At 58.6% G+C, this 20,011-nt stretch carries 23 protein-coding genes and 1 tRNA gene; 15 read left to right on the forward strand and 9 right to left on the reverse strand.

Annotated features, from left to right (window positions below; translation table 11 throughout):
* Positions 1-57 precede the first annotated feature (57 nt).
* From folE to NXC24_RS10100, 3 genes are all read left to right on the forward strand, one after another.
* Positions 58-681: a GTP cyclohydrolase I FolE gene (gene folE / locus NXC24_RS10090; protein WP_104823151.1), complete on the forward strand. Its 624-nt coding sequence runs from the start codon at positions 58-60 to the stop codon at positions 679-681.
* Positions 682-706: 25 nt separating this feature from the next.
* Entirely contained in the window at positions 707-1,156 is a 450-nt protein-coding gene (gene hisI, locus NXC24_RS10095) for a phosphoribosyl-AMP cyclohydrolase (RefSeq protein WP_104823152.1), read from the forward strand.
* Positions 1,157-1,259: 103 nt separating this feature from the next.
* A complete protein-coding gene (locus NXC24_RS10100) occupies positions 1,260-2,225 on the forward strand; it encodes a patatin-like phospholipase family protein (protein WP_104823153.1) in 966 nt (321 codons plus the stop codon).
* Between the two features lie 173 nt (positions 2,226-2,398).
* On the opposite strand, the gene NXC24_RS10105 is transcribed toward NXC24_RS10100, so the two are convergent.
* Together NXC24_RS10105 and NXC24_RS10110 are read right to left on the reverse strand one after the other, a co-directional pair.
* Positions 2,399-2,833, reverse strand: a complete 435-nt coding sequence (locus NXC24_RS10105) for a CBS domain-containing protein (RefSeq protein ID WP_104823154.1) — start codon at positions 2,831-2,833, stop codon at positions 2,399-2,401.
* A 173-nt stretch (positions 2,834-3,006) separates the two neighbouring features.
* Positions 3,007-3,783: a rhomboid family intramembrane serine protease gene (locus tag NXC24_RS10110; protein ID WP_199773573.1), complete on the reverse strand. Its 777-nt coding sequence runs from the start codon at positions 3,781-3,783 to the stop codon at positions 3,007-3,009.
* A 307-nt stretch (positions 3,784-4,090) separates the two neighbouring features.
* Between NXC24_RS10110 and NXC24_RS10115 the strand changes: the two genes are divergently transcribed.
* The 7 genes from NXC24_RS10115 (at position 4,091) to NXC24_RS10145 (ending at position 10,741) form a co-directional block, all read left to right on the forward strand.
* On the forward strand, positions 4,091-4,720 hold the full coding sequence (locus NXC24_RS10115) for a PAS domain-containing protein (protein ID WP_245463959.1): 630 nt from the start codon (positions 4,091-4,093) through the stop codon (positions 4,718-4,720).
* Positions 4,721-4,804: 84 nt separating this feature from the next.
* Positions 4,805-5,434, forward strand: coding sequence for a PilZ domain-containing protein (locus tag NXC24_RS10120; RefSeq protein ID WP_104823157.1), 630 nt, complete (start codon positions 4,805-4,807; stop codon positions 5,432-5,434).
* 70 nt (positions 5,435-5,504) lie between these two features.
* The gene (gene pip / locus NXC24_RS10125) at positions 5,505-6,467 is read left to right on the forward strand and encodes a prolyl aminopeptidase (protein WP_104823158.1); all 963 of its coding nucleotides are present in this window, start codon (positions 5,505-5,507) and stop codon (positions 6,465-6,467) included.
* A gap of 438 nt (positions 6,468-6,905) precedes the next feature.
* Positions 6,906-7,475 carry a transglutaminase-like cysteine peptidase gene (locus tag NXC24_RS10130; protein ID WP_245463977.1) on the forward strand — a complete coding sequence of 190 codons (570 nt, stop codon included), beginning with the start codon at positions 6,906-6,908 and terminating at the stop codon, positions 7,473-7,475.
* A 440-nt stretch (positions 7,476-7,915) separates the two neighbouring features.
* Positions 7,916-8,674 carry a hypothetical protein gene (locus NXC24_RS10135; RefSeq protein WP_104823160.1) on the forward strand — a complete coding sequence of 253 codons (759 nt, stop codon included), beginning with the start codon at positions 7,916-7,918 and terminating at the stop codon, positions 8,672-8,674.
* A gap of 129 nt (positions 8,675-8,803) precedes the next feature.
* Positions 8,804-10,333: a serine hydrolase gene (locus tag NXC24_RS10140; protein ID WP_104823161.1), complete on the forward strand. Its 1,530-nt coding sequence runs from the start codon at positions 8,804-8,806 to the stop codon at positions 10,331-10,333.
* Positions 10,334-10,465: 132 nt separating this feature from the next.
* Entirely contained in the window at positions 10,466-10,741 is a 276-nt protein-coding gene (locus NXC24_RS10145) for a hypothetical protein (RefSeq protein ID WP_104823162.1), read from the forward strand.
* A 54-nt stretch (positions 10,742-10,795) separates the two neighbouring features.
* Here the strand turns inward: NXC24_RS10145 and NXC24_RS10150 are convergent, their stop codons facing one another.
* Positions 10,796-11,233 carry a DUF1489 family protein gene (locus NXC24_RS10150; protein ID WP_104823163.1) on the reverse strand — a complete coding sequence of 146 codons (438 nt, stop codon included), beginning with the start codon at positions 11,231-11,233 and terminating at the stop codon, positions 10,796-10,798.
* 59 nt (positions 11,234-11,292) lie between these two features.
* Entirely contained in the window at positions 11,293-12,699 is a 1,407-nt protein-coding gene (locus tag NXC24_RS10155; RefSeq protein ID WP_104823164.1) for an L-serine ammonia-lyase, read from the reverse strand.
* A gap of 199 nt (positions 12,700-12,898) precedes the next feature.
* On the opposite strand from NXC24_RS10155, the gene NXC24_RS10160 reads away from it, so the two are divergent.
* The 3 genes from NXC24_RS10160 to NXC24_RS10170 all read left to right on the forward strand — a co-directional run bounded on the left by NXC24_RS10160 (position 12,899) and on the right by NXC24_RS10170 (position 15,134).
* Positions 12,899-13,591, forward strand: coding sequence for a DUF599 family protein (locus tag NXC24_RS10160; protein ID WP_104823165.1), 693 nt, complete (start codon positions 12,899-12,901; stop codon positions 13,589-13,591).
* 67 nt (positions 13,592-13,658) lie between these two features.
* Positions 13,659-14,648, forward strand: coding sequence for a DUF1624 domain-containing protein (locus NXC24_RS10165; protein WP_104823166.1), 990 nt, complete (start codon positions 13,659-13,661; stop codon positions 14,646-14,648).
* 12 nt (positions 14,649-14,660) lie between these two features.
* Positions 14,661-15,134: an isoprenylcysteine carboxylmethyltransferase family protein gene (locus tag NXC24_RS10170; protein ID WP_104823167.1), complete on the forward strand. Its 474-nt coding sequence runs from the start codon at positions 14,661-14,663 to the stop codon at positions 15,132-15,134.
* Positions 15,135-15,160: 26 nt separating this feature from the next.
* Here the strand turns inward: NXC24_RS10170 and NXC24_RS10175 are convergent, their stop codons facing one another.
* The 3 genes from NXC24_RS10175 to mgtE form a co-directional block, all read right to left on the reverse strand.
* Entirely contained in the window at positions 15,161-15,610 is a 450-nt protein-coding gene (locus NXC24_RS10175) for a hypothetical protein (RefSeq protein ID WP_104823168.1), read from the reverse strand.
* A 95-nt stretch (positions 15,611-15,705) separates the two neighbouring features.
* The gene (locus NXC24_RS10180) at positions 15,706-16,092 is read right to left on the reverse strand and encodes a MerR family DNA-binding transcriptional regulator (RefSeq protein WP_104823169.1); all 387 of its coding nucleotides are present in this window, start codon (positions 16,090-16,092) and stop codon (positions 15,706-15,708) included.
* Between the two features lie 122 nt (positions 16,093-16,214).
* Positions 16,215-17,633 (reverse strand): magnesium transporter, encoded by a 1,419-nt coding sequence (gene mgtE / locus NXC24_RS10185; RefSeq protein WP_104823170.1) that lies wholly within the window; start codon positions 17,631-17,633, stop codon positions 16,215-16,217.
* Between the two features lie 196 nt (positions 17,634-17,829).
* Here mgtE and NXC24_RS10190 point away from each other — a divergent pair, with 196 nt between their 5' ends.
* Complete coding sequence (locus tag NXC24_RS10190) at positions 17,830-18,324, forward strand: peptide deformylase (RefSeq protein ID WP_104823171.1); 495 nt, start codon at positions 17,830-17,832, stop codon at positions 18,322-18,324.
* Between the two features lie 84 nt (positions 18,325-18,408).
* Here NXC24_RS10190 and NXC24_RS10195 read toward each other — a convergent pair whose 3' ends face one another.
* The gene (locus NXC24_RS10195) at positions 18,409-18,924 is read right to left on the reverse strand and encodes a hypothetical protein (protein WP_104823172.1); all 516 of its coding nucleotides are present in this window, start codon (positions 18,922-18,924) and stop codon (positions 18,409-18,411) included.
* A 187-nt stretch (positions 18,925-19,111) separates the two neighbouring features.
* On the opposite strand from NXC24_RS10195, the gene NXC24_RS35070 reads away from it, so the two are divergent.
* Entirely contained in the window at positions 19,112-19,261 is a 150-nt protein-coding gene (locus tag NXC24_RS35070; protein ID WP_158704454.1) for a hypothetical protein, read from the forward strand.
* A 559-nt stretch (positions 19,262-19,820) separates the two neighbouring features.
* Here NXC24_RS35070 and NXC24_RS10205 read toward each other — a convergent pair.
* A tRNA-Leu gene (locus NXC24_RS10205) sits at positions 19,821-19,905 on the reverse strand.
* Positions 19,906-20,011 lie beyond the last annotated feature (106 nt).

Here is a 20,011-nt window from a genome sequence, read left to right on the forward strand (position 1 = left end):
ACCAGTGGCGAGTCCGACAAAATAAGATCCGCGGTGCGGATCAGGAGACCACAGGTAATGGACGCCATTGTAAAGAACTTTCCGCAAGCGCTTGAATCCAATCCGGTATCGGACCGCCCGTCGCAAAAGGAAGCCGAAGACGCTGTCCGCGTTCTGCTTCGCTGGGCAGGTGACGATCCGGAGCGCGAAGGCCTGCTCGATACGCCGACGCGCGTCGCCAAGGCATACCGCGAACTCTTCTCCGGCTACGAGATGAACCCCGAGGACGTGCTCGGCCGTACGTTCGAGGAGGTTTCCGGCTACGATGACATGGTCCTCGTGCGCGACATTCCATTTTTCTCGCATTGCGAACATCACATGGTACCGATCATCGGCAAGGCGCATGTCGCTTATCTCCCGAATGGCCGCGTTCTTGGCCTGTCGAAGATCGCCCGTGTCGTTGAAATCTTCGGCCGCCGCCTGCAGACGCAGGAGGCCATGACCGCTCAGATCGCCAACGCCATAGACGACTCGCTGCGCCCGCGCGGCGTCGCCGTCATGCTCGAAGCCGAGCATATGTGCATGGCGATGCGTGGTGTGCAGAAGCAGGGCTCGTCGACGTTGACGACGACCTTCACCGGCGCCTTCAAGGCCGATCCGGCCGAGCAGGTCCGCTTCATGACGATGGTCCGGAGCCGCTGATTGGGCTTTCCACGAAAGAGCCGAGATGAACCTGGTATTCAACGAGCCTTCCGAAGATAAATCCGTGCTTGAGGATGCGGGCGATTTCACGCCCCGTTTCGATGATCGCGGCCTGATCACCGCGATCGTCACCGATGCCCATGATGGTGAATTGCTGATGGTCGCGCATATGAATGCCGAGGCCCTGGCACTGACCATTAAGACAAAAACGGCGCACTACTTCAGCCGTTCGCGTGGGAAAATCTGGAAAAAGGGTGAAACCTCCGGAAATCTGCAGACGGTGAAGGAGATGCGTACCGATTGTGATCAGGATGCTATCTGGCTGAAAGTTGAGGTCGCCGGTCACGATGCAACATGCCATACTGGACGACGTTCCTGCTTCTATCGCACGGTCGAGCTGGAGGATGGAAAGCCTGTGCTGAACGTCGTCGACGATCATCTGCATTTCGATCCCGGCGAGGTTTATGGGCACTAAGCACCGCCCGCCGGCTTGGTCAGCAACAGCCAAATATACGATTTGGAAACAAAAAAGGGACAGTATTTCAGCAAGAGGCAAGTATACGCCTCGGAGGAAAGCCATGTTGAACTGGGGGTTGATTCGTCAGAGCGCCGGGCAGGTTCCTGCCGGTTCAGGTCCGACCATCTCACAGGACACACCCCCTCCACCCGCTGTTCCCGCTCCCCCTAAGAAAGTAAAGATCGCGCTGGCACTCGGCGGTGGCGCTGCCCGGGGCTGGGCGCATATCGGCGTATTGCGTGCCCTCAATGAGGCAGGCATCGAGGTCGGCATGATCGCCGGCACCTCAATCGGCGCCCTGGTCGGCGGCTGCTACCTCGCCGGCAAGCTTGACGAGCTTGAGGGTTTTGCCCGCTCACTGACCATGCGCCGCATCGCCAGCCTCCTCGATCTTACGATCGGCGGCAGCGGTCTTTTTGGCGGCATGCGGCTCACAAAGCGCATGCAGGAACACTTGGAAGGCTTCGCAATCGAGGATCTGGACCGTCCCTTCGTCGCGGTCGCTTCGGAACTGAATACCGGCCACGAGGTCTGGATCACAAACGGTTCTCTGATCACGGCACTCCGGGCATCTTATGCCCTGCCCGGCATTTTCGAGCCGGTGCGCACCAATAGCCGCACGCTGGTCGACGGGGCGCTGGTCAATCCGGTGCCCGTTTCTGTCTGCCGTGCCTACGAGCAGCCACTCGTGGTCGCCGTCAACCTGCACTACGATCTTTTCGGCCGTTCGGCCGTCGTCAAACATAATTCCGGTCCATTGAATGGCGAGCCGCAACGCCGGGATGAGGCGCCCTATACCAAGCTCGGCATGACCGGGGTGATGGTGCAGGCTTTCAACATCATCCAGGATCGGATTTCTCGCGCACGCCTCGCCGGCGATCCGCCGGACCTGGCGCTGCATCCGCGCCTCAGCGACATCGGTCTCTCAGAGTTTCATCGCGCCGGCGAAGCGATCGAGCGCGGCTATGAAGAGACCTCCATCCGGCTCGCCGAAATCAGGCGCATGCAGGAAGCCTTTGCCAGATAGGGCATGACTCATTCGGAAATGGAAGGATGCTGCGGATGCGGAGCCGATTTCGGCTCCGGCGAGCGGGATTGCTCCCAAGTGCCGCGCCACCGGGTCCTTCTCTTTGGACTCAGGGCGTTCGCCGCTGCAATCGACCCACTGGGTCGATTGCAGCGGCGATGCCGAACCGCTCCTCACCCGGCGATGTAAGCCTTGATCTGTTCGGCCTCGAGCTCGATTTCGCGGATGCGCCATTTTACGACGTCGCCGATTGAGATGATGCCCGTGAGCTTGCCTTTGTCTTCGACCGGAACATGGCGGAAGCGGCGGTGTGTCATCAGTTCCATCAGCTCGTCGGTGGTAGTGTCTTCCTTGCAGCGGTGCACCTTCGCCGTCATCAGTGAAGCAATCGGCTGGTTGAGGCAGTCTGGGCCGTGCTTGGCGACCGCGTTGACGACATCGCGTTCGGTGAAAATGCCGGAAATCTTGCCCGCCATCCCGACGACGACGATGGCGCCGATGCGGTGTTCACTCAGAATCTTGGCGGCTTCTGCAAGGGTCGTATTTCCCCCGGCGGTGGTGACATTGCGACCTTTGGCATCAAGTATGGCTTTAACGGAAACAGACATTCGATCCTCCCATCTCGAAAGCAAAGTGAACAAATGAGCCTCGGATTTGTTCCGAATCGCCTCCGGACCTGGACCGATGCTACCTTCATCGATCCGCGTCGGTCTCCTCCCTTTGCGGCCGATAGGTGTCAATGGTGCGCTAGTGAGGCCAAGAAAGCAACAGCTTCGTCCGCCTATGGAGCCGAGTTTTCGAGTTCGATACGGGGTTCCCGGTCGAACAGGGAAAACAGCAGAAAGCCGAAAAGGAAGCCGCCGATATGGGCATCCCAGGCCACCGGCTGCGTGCTGTCGCCGACGATCGTGATGCCGAAAGCGACGAGCGCATTGCCCGCGATCCACATCACGATATAGGCGACGACCGTGCGGCTGCGCAGCGAGGCCAGGATCGACAGCCGCGGATTGAGATGGGCCTGCCGAATGCCGACACGACGGCCATCCATGGCGGGAAAGGCAAAACGGCAGGCCGCTCCCATCAGCCCTGAAACGACGCCCGATGCGCCGATCAGCAAGCTTTGGTCGCCCCAATAGATGGCGGCATGCAGGAATGCGGATGCAGCCGCTGAAAGAACCCAGAAGATCACGTAGCGCACAACACCGATCCGGCGCGCGACGGGAGCGGCAAAGACCATAAGCCACAGCCCGTTGAAGACGATATGCTCGATGCTGCCATGCAGGAGCGAATAGGTAACCGGCGTCCACAGCCATTCCAGCCCCTGTTGCGACAGCGGAAAGGCGTAACGCGCGGGAATGAAGCTGAAGGTGAAATATAGCCAATTCAGCGTATCGTCCGACCACCAGGGCAGGTTTTGAATAGCGAAGACGACGATGAGCAGGCCGAGGCTTGCGAGGATGACGGGCGGCAGGTTGAAAGCAGGAACCCGCTTCGGCGGCCGATTTTCCTCGGGCTCGTGGCGCGGCGGCTCTGCATCATCCATGATTTGCTCTGATATCTTGAGAAGGGACTCGAGACATACAGCAGCGAATATCAAAAAAAAAGCCGCCCAACCCCGTTGGACGGCTTGTTCGGGCGCTCCTCGCTGGGATGTGCCGCAATGGTTATGTCCCACGCCCGAGAATAGTTTGTGCTGAAGGTCACCCTCGTGAAGTGATGGTCTATTCTTCCCACTCATGGCCCCGCAAGGCAAATGAAACCCTCTGTTAACCTTAATGGCTCGGCCGTGGCACGAAATAAGCAAGGCATGACGTAAGGGCAATGAATGCCCCTGCATCTGAATTGAAATGGGACACAGGCGCGTCATGCGGCAGAAAACCAGCACAGAGATATTTACCTATTGGGAGCAGCTTCGCGGCAACGCGGATGCTCCCCTGCGTAATTTGATACAGCCTTCGGCAGTCCGCCATATTCTGCCCCAGCTCTTCATTCTGGAGTCGGTGCCGGATGAGACGCCGCGTTTTCGGTTGGCCGGAACGGCGATCTGCGGCTTCATGGGCCGCGAGCTTCGGGGCGAGAGCTTTGCCGCATTGTGGGCGGGAAGCCAGCCTGACGATCCCGTGCGCATCGCCGCCGGCGTGATGGCACATGTCGTTCCTGCCTTGATCAACGCGACCGGGTACAGCATCAGCGGCCGCAATATGGCCTTCGAAATGGTGCTGATGCCGGTGCGTTCGGCCGGCGATATCTGCGATCGGCTGCTTGGCTGCCTGACGCCGGTTGCCCATGCGTCATGGCTTGGTGGCGAACGTCTGGAGTTCCTGGCGCTCGATCGCAGCCGCCTGCTGTACGAGCGTCCCGCCCGGCGCGTCGAATTGTCGCCGCATCTCGATCCCGTCGATTTGACCTCTCATCACGCCCTAAATCCTAAGGCGGGTGGACGCGATGAAGGACCGGTTGATCCATCGCGATACAGATTCAACCGTCTTCTCTGAGCTATCCCTCAGAGAAGACAACCTTACCTTAAGAAGTTTCGGCTAGTGATTGCATGAGACATAATCGGTTGAAGAAGCCTTTTCATGCATTCATTCCAGTCAGCCCAGACGACGCGGCCAAATCAATTGGCGGGGAATGCGCCGCGCATGGATCAGCGGACCTTTCAGCGGGTTCCGATCAACATGCAGGGCCGCCTGATGCTGGCCAACTACGAAGAATTCGAATGCCTGGTCACGGATATGTCGCCCGGCGACATGTACGTCACCTGCCCTGGCCGCCCGCGCACCAATGAGCGTGTCGTCGCCTATATCGACCATCTCGGCCGGGTCGAGGGCCATGTTGTCGCCGTCGACGCCCGCGGCTTCAGCATGTCGATCAACGCCACCGACCGCAAGCGCGAGAAGCTCGCCGCTCAGCTCACTTGGCTGGCCAACAAGCATGAGCTCGGTCTGCCGGAAGATCGTCGTCACGACCGTCTGACACCGCGCAATACCCTCAGCGAACTGACGCTGGAAGACGGCACGCGCTATGTCTGCCGCATCATGGACCTGTCGCTTTCGGGTGCGGCCGTCGATGTCGAGGCACGCCCGCCGATCGGCACGCCGGTACGCCTCGGCAACATGCGCGGCCGTGTCGTACGCCACTTCATTGAAGGCGTCGCGATCGAATTTCTCTCGCTGCAATCTCGCGAGACCTTGCGCGAATTCCTCTAATTTTGTCATCGTGCTGTCACGCCGGCTGGTGAAATAGCGGCGTTTCACCCCTCTGCCTGTGTGACGGCCGATGAAGACGCTTTATCCTGAAATCGAGCCCTATGATCAGGGCATGCTTGACGTCGGCGATGCGCATCGCATTTGCTGGACGCAATCGGGCAATCCGAACGGTGTTCCAGTCGTCGTCCTGCATGGTGGTCCGGGTTCCGGCAGTTCCGCCAGTACTCGCCGCTTTTTCGATCCGGAACATTATCGCATCATTCAATTCGACCAACGCGGCTGCGGCGGAAGCTTGCCGCATGCGTCAGAGCCGCGGGCAGACCTTTCCGCCAACACCACATGGCACCTAGTTGGCGACATCGAGCAGCTTCGGTTCTTCCTCGGCATCGAGCGCTGGTTGGTCTACGGCAATTCCTGGGGCTGTACTCTGGCGCTGATCTACGCCGAGACGCATCCGCAACGCGTCGCAGCCCTCATTGTCGTTGGGGTCACCATGACGCGGCAATCCGAGATCGATTGGCTCTATAACGGGCTTGCCCGCTTCTTTCCTGAAGAATGGGCTCGCTTCCGTGCTGGCGTGCCAGAGAGCGAGCGCAATGGCGATCTGGTGGCTGCATATTATCACCTGCTCCTTAATCTGGATCCGGCCGTCCATGTCAAAGCCGCCAAGGACTGGCACGACTGGGAATCGGCTTCGATCCTCGTCGATACCCAAACGACTTTGCCCAGCCGCTGGTCCGATCCCCGATATCTCACTGCAAGAGCGCGCATCATCACGCATTACTTCCATTATCGCGGCTGGCTGGAAGAGAGCCAGATACTGCGGGACATCAACCGGCTCGAGGGTATCCCCTGCACGATGATCCAGGGCCGGCTCGATCTGGAGGCACCCGTCATAACCGCGTGGGAGCTGTCGCGGGCATGGCCTGCGGCAAGATTGGTCGTGGTTCCCAATTCCGCCCATTCGCCGGCGACGTCGGAGATAGCGGCAGCCATTGTCGAAGCGACGGACGAATTTCGCGTCATCGGCTGATGGCAACGAAAAAACTCAAAATTTTTTTGAGCACGCCTTTTCCCAAAATGGCACAGCCTGAGGGGATTTCCGACATTCGTGAGGTTCGGGCGATGTGCCGAGACGAAGCTACCGTCCTATTTCGGCGCTGCTGCCGGCAAACGGTGTTCCTCGCCGACATTTGTGGGCGAAAACAAAATTATTTAAAAACAAGCGGATACGCAGAATCTCCATACGGAACCCCAAGCGGAAAAACATTCGAATTTTAATCGAATTCCCCGAAAATTTGATTCAAGTTTTGCGCTCATTTTATGACAATTCTACGCGCATTTGAATCAACTAAGTCCTTAATTTGACTACGTAATTTTGCGTCGGATAAAAGCCTGCATGTCATTCTGGTCCCAATAAAACAGGGACACGGACATGGGCTTTCAATTCCTTCTTCGCGGTTATGCCGCAATGGCTCTTTTTACCTTTGGCTGTCTCGGCTTCGCCCATGCGACGCCGGCCAATATGACGATCACCGGCGATGCCGCGCCGCCGATCGGTCACTATGAGTTCTGCAAGGAAAATCCGAGGGAATGCGCCTATGCCGGCGGCGATGCCGGTCCCGCTATTCTTACCGAAGATCGTTGGAAGACCATCCTGAAGATCAACTACACGGTCAATACGACGATCAAGCCTATGACCGATATGGATCTCTATGGCGTCGAGGAAAAATGGGCGATCCCGACCACTGCCGGCGATTGCGAGGATTTCGCTCTGCTGAAGCGCAAGGAGCTGATCGACGCCGGCTTTTCGGCCTCCGACCTGCTGATGACGGTCGTGCTGCAGCCGAACGGTGAAGGCCATGCCGTGCTGACGGTGCGCACCGATCGCGGCGACTTCGTTCTCGACAATATGCGCAATAAGGTGAAGCTTTGGTCGGATACCGAATACACCTTCCTGAAGCGTCAGTCCGCTGACGATCCGGCTCGCTGGGTCAAGATACAGGATGGCCGCGCCGTTGCAGTCGGCAGCTTGAAGTAGGTCGTGTTTCCGCCACGTGATCACCGGTGACCTAGCACCGGTGGTCTCAGTCAAGGCCCCGGTCTGTCCCCGCATTTCTGTCCTGACCGGCGCCTCTGAGCCGTTCCCGCTGTCCCGGGAACGGCTCTTTTCGTTTCCGGGGTGTGCCCAGGGCAATTGCCCGAAAAAACGCCCGGCGGTTCATCCGGCATTGCGAAGGGGCAAAAAGATAGATCGGCTCCCATGATTTCGTGAAACGATCAACCCCTTCAGCCCGAAATCCGCCCCGATTTTCGCAAAGGTATTTGTGCCGATAAATATGCAAGCCGACGCATTCTTAACGGCTCATTAACCAATGTGGCGGCAATCATTCCACAGCGAGACTCATCAGGGGTCTTGAGCCGCGGCGGACGCGTCATTGACGACGGTTTCCAAGGCGGGATGGAACCGAAGGCAAGAGCATGACCCCTCCTCTGTCATCCGCCTCCTCGATCGACGAACAGCCGCTGATATCGAGCGGCCTCGTTTATCGTCTCACGGCCGGCGTTGCCGTACTCGCCGCACTTACCGTTGCCATCACCATTGGTGGCCGTTGGCTCGGCGAAAAAATCTCACTGGCCGGCCACACTGCCGATATCAAGCCGATCACAGTGACGATCGGCGAGGATACGTTGCGTCTTGGCGCCAACACCATCCGTTTCCCGAGCGAACGCGTAAACGGCGTCGCGGAACGCGTCGATCTCTACCTCACCTGGCCGCAGATGCAGGGCTATAGCGATGCCGACCGCTTGCGCTTTGACGATATTTCCCAATCCTCCTCGCTGATTTTCCTACAGCTCAGCCAGAGCACGATGTCACGCGACATGTCCGGCCGGCTGGAGCCGATCTATTCGCATCTGATGGAAGGCGACGCCTTCGCCGGTCCACATGGGCTGACGGCCCATCGTCTGCGCGCCGACGCCGGCTATAGTGGCGAAGTGCTTCTGACCGCGCCGCGCGCTGGCGAGCCGGATTATGTCGTGCGCTGCATCTTGCCCTCCTCGCCCGCTGGGGCGACCAGCGGCGATTGCCAGCGGGACATCAGGGTCGGCAAGGATCTCAGCGTGCTTTATCGGTTTTCCAGTCATCAGCTTGGCGACTGGCAGACGATGGATGCCGCTGTCCAGAATTTCGTGAAGACACGCCTTGTCGATGCGGCCGGCACGACGGAATCTCCGTAAGTGGTGACTAAAATGATGCGGAATCCTGAAACCAACTGTTCATCATAAACCGATTGGTAACGCTAAACCTCTACTCTTGAGAGCCAACGGGCGCTCATGGAGGCGGCGGCCGGATAATTGAGAACGTAAATGCAAGCAGAGAGTGAAGTAGTGTCCAGATCAATTTTTTCCGCATCCTCATCAAGCTCCGGCAAGTTTTTGGCGAAGGTGCTGTTCGGTTTTGCAATCACGACTGCGACGGTGACCGTTACCGTCGATGTGTCGAATGCAGCCGGAGGCTCGAAATACGCGGGCATCGTTATTGACGCGAACACGGGTAATGTTCTCTACAGCGAAAATGCGGATACGCTTCACTATCCCGCTTCGCTTACCAAGATGATGACCGTCTATCTGACCTTTGAGGCGCTTGAGGCCGGTCGGATCACACTCGATACTCCTGTCGTCTTTTCGAAAAATGCAGCCTCGCAGGCCCCGACCAAGCTCGGCATCGGTACCGGCCGCTCGGTGACCGTTCGCGAGGCGATTCTCGGTATCGTCACCAAGTCCGCCAACGATGCGGCGATGGCGCTTGGCGAAATGCTTGGCGGCTCGGAAGACAATTTCGCCCGCATGATGAACAACAAGGCCCGTGCGCTTGGAATGACGCGGACGACCTACCGCAATCCGAACGGCCTGCCGAACACCGCCCAGATGACGACGGCGCGCGATCAGGCCCGCCTGGGCGTCGCCCTGCGCGAGCACTTCCCGCAATATTACGGCTTCTTCTCTGAGACGAGCTTTCGCCTCGGCAACAGAGTGATCCCGGGTCACAACCATCTGCTCGGTTCGGTCCGTGGTGTTGACGGCATCAAGACGGGTTACACGCGTGCTGCCGGATACAATCTTGCCACTTCGGTGAAGGTCGACGGCCGCTCGATCGTCGGCGTCGTTCTCGGTGGCGCCTCGACGCCCGCCCGCGACAACCAGATGCGCAAGCTGATCGCCGCTTACCTGCCGCTGGCATCCACGAAGCATATCGACTCCAATGTCGTCGCCCAGACGAAGGTGGAAACGCCCAACGTCCAGGCTGCAAGCGCCCGCATGGCGGCTGCCGGCAGCGCGAAGATGAGCAAGGACGAGACCGCCGAGGCTGACGACGACCAGCAGCCGTCGAGCGCCGCGGCTTTTGCGGCGATCACGCCGAAGTCGAGCAATCCGTTGCTCACGACCAAGCAGAAGCAACGCGCCGCATCCGATGAAGTGGCTTCCATCGAACCGACATCGGCGACTACGGATGAAAGCGATACGGATGAGGTCGACGCCGTCACGACGGCCTCGACCTCCAGATCGGATACCAAGATCATTAAGACCCAGAAGGTCGAGAAAACGGAAAAGGCTGAAAAGCCTGAGAAGGTTACCAAGGCGAGCAAGGATGAGGCGGGCCCGACCGGCTGGGTCGTCCAGATCGGCATCTCCTCCAGCAAGGACGGCGCCAGCGATCTGCTCGATACCGCCAAGAGCAAGGGCGGCAAGGCATTGCGCTCGGCCAAGGCCTATACGCTTGCCTTTGATGGCGGTTACCGCGCCCGTTTCGGCGGCTTCGAGGACCAGAATGCGGCTGTCAACGCCTGCAAGGCTCTCAAGAAGGCCGGCGTGAAGTGCTGGGCGAGCTTGGAATAAGGATGTGACACGGCTTTCCGTGCCGCATCGTTCAGAAATCTACTGGATTTTGCGTAGCGATATCCGGTTCTTCCGGCCTTGGATGATCATGAGGCCGGCCCTGAGTTTGTAATGTGTTACGGGGATGTGAAAATGGCAATGAACGAGAACTTTCCGGGTTTCTCGCTCGATGGCGGGGGAAAGATGAAATCGAAGGGCTTTGCTCTTCATCCGCTGCATGAGGCAGCCATGCGGTTGGCCGATCTCGGCCTCAGCCGTTCGCGTTCGCGCAGCAAGACGAAGGACCTGATCTCCGTCCTGCTTTGCCACGGAGCCCGCGCCTGGCGCTATTCCCAGCCGGAAGCCCACATCCACCTGCACATTACCGCGCCGAATGGCCAAGCTCCGGTATTGATGCGGCTGCGCTAATCAGGAAAAGTGCAAGGATGGAGCGGTGCTGCGGCTCCCGAGGCGGCCGCCGCTCTACAGCAATCCCAATTCGGAAAGCTCGCGACGCAGATCGGCAGGCAACTCATTGACGCCGCCGCCAAGGCTGTCGAGATCGCGCGGCACATCTTCCTGCGGCAAGTAGCGCCAGCCCTGGAAGGCGCGACGCGGCTGGCTGGCGGTTTCGACTACGCTCGGATCGAGAATAAGCCGGCAGCGGTGGATTCCATCGACATCCGTGAACGTCTCGATACCGAGCAGCTTTTGCCGCGCCTGTACCTGCCCCTTGATCACCCAGTAAAGCGAGCCGCCGTCCAGCAGCTCATCCACGCGCTTCGGCACCATGCGGGTCGTATGGGTGGTGTGCGGTTCCAGACCGGCGGCGATGGCGCTCATCGCCCGCTCGGAGACCCATTCGCGCAGATCCTCAAGCGAATCCGCGCCCACGCACAATTTGATGATATGCAAAGCCATGACGCCGTTGAAATCCTTTTGACCGGCAGCGTCAAGCTTTTAGAATCAAGCGTCCACACTCAGCATTCGACGACATTCACCGCGAGGCCGCCTGTTGAGGTTTCCTTGTATTTCTCGCTCATGTCGTAGCCGGTCTGGCGCATCGTCTCGATGCAGGCATCGAGGGGCACGAAATGCTGGCCGTCGCCTTTGATCGCGAGCGATGCAGCCGTCACTGCCTTGACGGCGCCGAGTGCGTTGCGCTCGATACAAGGCACCTGCACGAGGCCGGCAACGGGATCGCAGGTCATGCCGAGATGGTGTTCCAGCGCAATCTCCGCGGCATTTTCGATCTGCTCGGGCGTCGCGCCCATGACGGCGGCAAGCCCCGCGGCCGCCATCGCAGCCGCCGAGCCCACTTCGCCCTGACAGCCCACTTCAGCGCCGGAGATCGAGGCATTGTGCTTGATGATGCCGCCGACGGCAGCCGCGGTCAGCAGATAGTTGCGGATGCCATCCTGGTCCCAATCCTCATGGAAATGCTGGTAGTAGCGGATCGTTGCTGGAATGACCCCGGCCGCGCCGTTGGTCGGCGCGGTGACGACGCGGCCACCCGCGGCATTTTCCTCGTTGACGGCCATGGCGTAGACGCTCAGCCAATCATTGGCGAGCAGCGGATTGATGCGGTTGCTGCGCCATTCTTCCTGCAGCTTGTCATGGATGGCGCGCGCCCGGCGGCGCACCTTCAGGCCGCCCGGCATGATGCCCTCGACCTTCAAGCCGCGATCGATGCAGCTATTCATCGCCGCCCAGATGCGATCGAGCCCGGCGTCGAGCTCTTCGCTGCTCATGCGCGTCTCTTCATTGGCGCGCTTCATCTGCGCAATCGAGAGACCGGAGCGCTCGGCCATATCGAGCATCTGCTTGGCGGTGGCGAAGGGGAACGGAATTCGCTCGCCGGAAGAGGCCTTCTTCTTGTCGGCACGCATCTGCTCGAGCTCGGTATCGGTGACGACGAAGCCGCCGCCGACGGAATAGTAGATGCGCTTGACGAGCAGGCGATCGTCCTTGTCGAAGGCGGAAAAGCTCATGCCGTTGGCGTGGCCGGGCAGCGGCACCTTCTTGTCGAAGATCAGGTCGGTCTTCGGTTGGAATTGATAGGCCGGATGGCCCGGCGGCGTGATGTGCCCGGTGCGCTCCACCTCATCGATAACGGCATCCATCCGGTCGGGATCGACCGCATCGGGCCGCTCACCCATCAAACCGAGGATAACCGCCCTGCCCGTGCCATGCCCGATGCCAGTATGGGCGAGCGAGCCGTGCAGGCTGACCTTGATCGAAGCAACATGCACATTCGAGGACGGGCGTGGCCACTCGTTTGACAGCAGGAGATCCAGGAAACGATTGGCGGCCGACATCGGACCCATCGTGTGCGAACTGGAAGGCCCGACGCCGATTTTGAAAACATCGAAAACTGAAAGAAACATGGACCTTTGGTGCCTCCTCGGCAAATCGCGTAATGGCAAGGCTACGCCAACGGAACAGCCCTGCACGGCGATCAACCGACATCGGATTTCATGCCTGCGACATTATATGTAGGCACGATGCGGCGCAAACATAAGGCCATTGCGCCCGAATGGCCGTAGGTTACAGTCGGCGGCATATGGACTTGGAGAATCTGCCTTTATGACGACCGCCGACTATGTCGCCCTCGCCCTCTTCGTTTTTCTCTGGGTCGTGCTGAACTGGATCACCAGCAGCGCCCGCTTCTTCAATCGCACCAGCCTGACATTGGCCATGAACGAGCGCCGGCGCGAATGGATTTACAATTCGCTGCGCCGCGATTTGAAGATGATCGATACGCAGATTCTATCTGGCCTGCAGAACGGCACCGGTTTCTTCGCCTCTACCTCGATCTTCGCCATCGGTAGCTGCTTCGCCTTGCTCGGTGCCACTGACAAGGTCAACGCCTTCTTCTCCGACATGCCCTTCGTCTTCAATAGCGGCCGCACCGCCTTCGAGATCAAGGTGGCGGGACTTGCCTGCCTGTTCGGCTATGCCTTCTTCAAATTCGGCTGGGCCTATCGCCTGTTTAACTATTGCACCATCCTCTTCGGCTCCTTGCCGATGCTGGCGGATGCCGAGCTCGACCCTGTGCGGGCGGAGCGCGCCGCGGAGCGGGTGATCCGCATGAATGTCATCGCCGCGCGCAACTTCAATGCGGGTCTGAGAGCGATCTTCCTGTCGATCGGCTATCTCGGCTGGTTCCTCAGCCCCTATGTTTTCATCACGACGACGGTCTTCATCATTATCGTCCTGATCCGCCGGCAGTTTTTTTCCGATGCGCGTCTGGCCATCATGGATATCGATGTGCCATGACATCGCCACGTCGGCAGTCATCAAACCGGCGCCGATGATTTGAATTCATGCCTGGAAGGACCTGCCAATGGCTGTTATCGCCGAGAGCATCGATGCGCCGCAGAAAACGCCCCGCATCGGCATTCTGGACACGGCCCGCGGTGTCGCCCTTCTGGCGATGGCGAGCTATCATTGCACCTGGGATTTCGAGTTCTTCGGCTATCTCGCACCGGGCACGGCGGAGACTGGCTGGCTGAAAATCTACGCCCGCGTCATTGCCAGCACCTTCCTGTTTCTCGCCGGCTTCAGCCTCGTGCTGGCCAACACGCCCGAAATCCGCTGGCGCCCCTATTTCAAGCGCCTTGGCATGATCGTGGCCGCTGCTGCGGCGATTTCCATCGTCACCTTCATCGGCATGCGCGACGGCTGGATCTTCTTCGGCATCCTGCACTCTATCGCCGCCGCCAGCATCATCGGTCTGCTCTTCCTGCGCCTGCCGTCTTTCGCAACGCTGCTAATCGCTGCCCTGCTCCTCATCGGCATTGTCGTCGATAATGTCATCGCGCCGTTTTCGCTGCATTCCGCCGTCTTCGACGTGCCATGGCTCTATTGGCTCGGCTTGTCGGAGCACCTTCCGCGTTCGAATGATTACGTGCCGGTCTTCCCCTGGCTGACGCCATTCCTTTTCGGCCTCGGCATCGCGCAACTGACGACAACGCTCGGATGGCTCAGATCATTGGCAAAGCTCGGTCCCGGCCGCAATCTGATTGCCCGCGTCGGGCGCCACAGCCTGATTTTCTACCTCGTCCACCAGCCGGTGCTTATCGGTCTCGTCTATCTTCTTTCGCTGATCGCGCCCGCACCGGCGCCCGATCCTACGGTCACCTATATCAGGCAATGCCAAGCCTCCTGCGTACGCTCCGGCAGCGAAACCATGTGCCGCAGCTTCTGCCAGTGCACACTCGATAAATTGCAAGCGCAAAACCTGTTTTCACCCCTGGAATCCGGTGCAATCAAAGCAGATAGCGATGAGCGAATAAACCGAATCGCGTTACAGTGTTCGGAGCAAGCGCAATGACAGGGTTATTCTATGAATGCCTATCGTTCCAAGTCGCTGAGTTTTCCATGGCCGCCTTTAATTTATAGTCTTGCAGTTATAACGGCGCTTTATTTGAATCAGGACTATCCCGTGCGCATGTCGTACCTCGGGGCCTTGATCGCTTGGGGCATTGGCGCGCTTTTGACAGTTGTCGCGGTGACATTGAATGTCTGGGCGGTGAAGACGCTGTTCGAAAGCGGCACGACCGTGCTAACGCAACGCTGCACGGCGCATCTGGTGACCAAGGGACCGTTCCGCTTTAGCCGCAACCCGACCTATCTCGGATATACGCTGCTGACGGCAGGCCTCGGCCTGGTGATCGGCAATCTCTGGTTCGTCACCATGGCAGCCGTGGCGGCGGCGCTGACCACGCCACTGGTCATCCGTTGCGAGGAAATGCACCTGCTCTCTCGTTTCGGCTGTGAATTCGAGTTCTACTGCAAGCGTACGCGGCGCTGGATTTGAAAGCGGGAGGTGCCCGCAGTCGCTGCTTATCGGTATTCAGCGAGGAGTAAAATCCGACCGATCTTTGTTCTCGTACGTTGCACGAGATCCATCGCGACTGAATCATTTTCACCGGCATAAAGATCGAATTCACGAACTTTTTTCCCATCAGAAACCTCTTCCAGCCGGGTCGATGTTTTCCAAGTCCGAAAAGAGCAGCCGAGGTCGCCACACCGGACGCTGATGTCGCCCGCCAAATATCGATTCGAATCGATGGTAACGCTTAGCTGAACGTGAGTGTCCTGATTGTCGATAAGCTGGCAGCGAACATGAATTTGGCAATTGAGTTGGCCGTAGATCGCATCCTTGCCGTCAAGCAAAAGGGCGTAGGCAACCGGAATATCGGTATTGTTGTTATCGGCCGCTTGAGTCTTTCCGACATTGAACGGAACGAGCGCGATCCCTATCGCTAAGACGAAGCTAAACCTTGCCGCCATTTGCCACAACCCTCTGTGAATGCTTGGCTTTTCTACAAAGCATTCTCGTTAGAATTGCGGCGACTACGATGCGTCTTATACTTTGACGGTGGTAGTCACGTCCCCACGCCGATTTCGGCCAGGCGGCCGAGACAGGCTTCTTCGACATTGTCGAGTTCGGTCAGAGTGTCCTCAATATCCTTGCGCTTCTGGCGCAGTTCCTCGCGCTTTTCGTCGACGCGCTTCATCAGGAGCTTCAACTGGCCGATCTCGCCTGGCGGCTCCTTATAGACCTGAATGATCTCGCGGATTTCGGCGATGGTGAAGCCGATGCGGCGGCCGCGCAGGATTTCCTGGATCAGGCGGCGGTCGGCTGGCCGGAAAAGGCGCGTGCGGCCTCTGCGCTCGGGATGGATAAGACCTTCATCCTCGTAGAAACGCAATGTCCGAGTGGAAACGCCGAATTCCCGCGTGAGCTCCGTTATGCTATAAAACCTGTCCAACAATAGTCCGCCTCTCTGGTGCAGAGCCTATAATATTGACTTTTACGTAATAGTCAATTTCAGCAAGGCCCCGATGGACTTTCGATCGTCAAAGATGTGTTGAATTCAAAGGCCTAGCGGCCTTAGTGAATGGAAAACCACCAGGTCGCCAGACCCAGGAACGCAAAATATCCCGTGCAATCCGTGACCGTAGTGACAAATGCCGACGAGGCGATGGCCGGGTCGGCGCCGAATCGATGCAGCACCAGCGGCAGCAGGATACCACCAAGGGCCGCCGCGACGAGATTGATGATCATCGCAGCGGCGATGACGATGCCGAGCTGGAAATCATGGAACCAGAGGGTGGCGATCGCGCCCATGATGATGGCAAAGAGAATGCCATTGAGAAAGCCGACACCCGCCTCTCTGCGGATGACGCGGAAGGCATTGTAGATATCGAGGTCGCCGGTTGCGAGTGCGCGCACGGTGACCGTCATCGTCTGCGTACCGGCATTGCCGCCCATCGAAGCGACGATCGGCATCAGCACGGCAAGCGCAACCATTTTCTCAATCGCACCGTCAAAGATATTGATAATGCTGGACGCCAGTATCGCCGTGATCAGATTGACTGCCAGCCAGACAAAGCGTGAGCGCACCGTGGAGGTGATATTGTCGGACAGCTCTTCGTCGCCGACGCCGCCGAGGCGCTTGATGTCCTCGTCCGCCTCTTCATGGATGACGTCGACCACGTCGTCGATGGTCAATACGCCGACGAGGCGGTCGTTTTCATCGACGACGGCGGCGGACAGAAGGTCGTATTGTTCGAAGACCTGCGCCGCCTCTTCCTGGTCCATGACGGCCGGAATCGGATGCGAGGTCTCGCGCATGATGCTCTCGACCTTCGTCTGTCGCTTGGTACGCAGAATGCGGTCGAGATCGACGCTGCCGAGCAGCTTGAAGGTTGGGTCGATGACGAAGATCTGGGTGAAGGCTTCCGGCAATTCCTCCTCTTCGCGCATGTAGTCGATCGTCTGGCCGACCGTCCAGAACGGCGGCACGGCAATGAATTCCGTCTGCATGCGGCGGCCGGCTGACTGCTCCGGATATTCAAGGGCGCGCCGCAGTCGTACCCGCTCGGTGAACGGCAGTTGCGACAGGATCTCGTCGCGGTCTTCCTGGTCGAGGTCTTCGAGAATGTAGACGGCATCGTCCGAATCGAGTTCGCCGATCGCGGCGGCGATCTGGTCGTTCGGCAGTTGGTCGACGATCTCCATGCGGATCGCTTCGTCCACCTGCGTCAGCGCCGTCATGTCGAAGTCGTCGCCGAGCAATTGCACCAGCGTCAGACGTTGGTCGGGATGCAGCGATTCCAGCAGGTCGCCGAGCTCGGATTCGTGCAGCCGGGCGACGTTCTGTTGCAGGAATGGAATATCACGCCGCTCGATCGCGTCGTTGACCTCAACGAGGAAATCGGAGCGGACGACGCCGTCCTCGTCGTAGATGTCGGGATTGGTCTTCTCGGAGGCCTTGCGAACGCGTTCGTCTTCGTCGGTCGTCGTCATTTGCCGCCTCCCATTCCGTTCTGCCTATGAAAATCTAGGATTCCGTCATGGAGAATGACGGCAAAAAGCTGATTGTCAACAATTGGATAGGAGGGAAAGCTGACATTTTGTGTCGTGTCTGTAAGACGGTGGCGCTGGCGACGTCTTACCCCTATCCTTAGGCTGCGAACATGTCGTTCCGTTAACAGAGAGAGCCGTGCCAGTCCGTCCCATCATCCGCTTCCCCGACCCATTATTGAAAACAGCCTGCGCTCCCGTCGCCGCCTTTGACGACGACTTGCGTAGGCTCGCCAACGATCTCCTGGACACCATGCGCGCTGCTCCCGGCGTCGGAATCACCGCCGCTCATATCGGCGTGCTTCAGCGCATAACCGTAATCGAACTCAGCCGCGAGGATGGTGTGCACACCTATGTCAATCCGGAGATCACCTGGTTTTCCGATGAGACGATGCGGCATATGGAGGGCAGTGTCTCCATGCCCGGTTTCACGGACGAGATCGCCAGGCCGAAAGCAATCCGCTTTCGCTACCAGGATCTGGACGGTCGGGCGCACGAAACTGAAGCCGAAGGCTTTCTTGCTATCTGCATCCAGCACGAAGTCGACCAGCTCGACGGTCTGTTCTGGCTGCAGCGCCTCTCGAAATTGAAGCGCGACCGGCTGGTGAAGAAATGGGAAAAAGCGAAGGCGTGATCGGTCCTGCGTGTCTAAATGTCCGCACATAAAAATGCGGGCGCCTCGAAGACGCCCGCCTGTTTGTCTGCATGAAGCGGCGGATCAGCCCTTCAGCTTGGTGTTGCAGAGGCTGTAGTAGCCGCCGCCCTTCTGGATCCACTTCAGGCCGTTAAGGGTATTCTTGGTCTTGTTGTCGTTATAGGCGTCGACGCAGGTGTGGAAGCGGCCCTTGCCGGGCGTTTCGCTCGAATATTTGGGATCGACGGCCTTCGGGAAGGTCACGCCGGCCGGCGCTGCGGTCGTAGCCTTCGGCGGCTCCTTGGCCGGCGGCTTGGTGGCATCAGGCTCATCGGCAGCCGCCGTCGTCTTGGCGGTGGCAGTGGTCTTTGCCGGCGCGGTGGTTGCCGGTGCAGTGGTGGTAGCGCTTGCGTCGGCAGCGCACTGCGAAGCACGGAAATCATTCCACGTCTGGCCGTTCAGGGTACCGGCAGCCTTGGCCGCCTGATACTTGGTGCTGCACTCTTTCATGGTTAGCGCAGAAGCCGGCGATGAGAGGGCCATCGAGCCCACAACTGCAAGAGACGCAAAAGACATCAACAGGATGGCACGACTGGTCATTGGCAAATCCTCCGCTCTATGACGAATGTCGAAACTATTAATCATCCCCGCCCCTTCGGTTGTCAATTGACGCACGAGTCGCGGGCAAGCAACGACACCATATGGGGGAGAACATGAACGGTAACTGTACGGAAACAGCTATCAGAGAGAGTACCTTCGCCTGAGACGCAACTTTTAAAGGAATGTGGTGACGGCGATCGCCAGAAGGAAAAAACCGCCGAAGCGGGTTTCTGGTGTGGTCGAGAAGAAAACGGGTATTGGTGCCGAGCTGCCCGTTAACCTCGTCCGTCAACCATTATCGCAGGTTCAGATTGCCGGCGCATTAATAGATCAGTAACCATCTTTTCGATTGCAAGCTTAGAGATGGAATACGAATGCCCCCTATTGAAATTCCTTTCGAATACAAAATTGAAACAAAAGAAGTGCGACTCGGTCGATGGGTCTATGTGATTCATTTGAACGAGGACAGAAGCCGGCCCAGCAGAAAATTTCGAACGCAGGAAGCTGCTCTCGACGACGCTTACGAGATGCTCTCCTACATGCTCTGATCCGTTATCGTGTCCGTGCGAGTCGAGTGAGATGCAAACATTTTGCTAATTGCGGAGCGGAACGTACTCCGCAAGACCGACGCGGTGCGATTCCTTGGAAGGCCACAGACCTCATCGTGCTGGCCCGGATCGGCTGCCGAATCGAAGGCACCCCATGCTTGGTTGCCAGCACGATATCACGGCAATCCTGGGCCATTTCCGAAGCGAAGACGAGCGAGGTTTATAGTCGTGGAGCGGAACGCTGGAAGCTTGCCCTTGGAGCGATGGAAAAGGTCTCCCAGGCTCTGTTCTGACGTCGGACACTTGGCAAAGAAAAAGCCCGCAAAGGCGGGCTTTTCTTAATCAACTTGGTGCGGTCGAGAAGACTCGAACTTCCACGGGTTGCCCCACAGCGACCTCAACGCTGCGCGTCTACCAATTCCGCCACGACCGCATCGTGGTAGGGCCGGATTGCTCCGGCGCGGCTGCATGTAGCAAAAGCATTCGGGGGGCACAAGAGCGATATGTCAGTTTTTTTAACATTCGCCCACAGCTCCCTT

It is taken from the genome of Rhizobium sp. NXC24, from assembly GCF_002944315.1.
Taxonomy (GTDB): domain Bacteria; phylum Pseudomonadota; class Alphaproteobacteria; order Rhizobiales; family Rhizobiaceae; genus Rhizobium.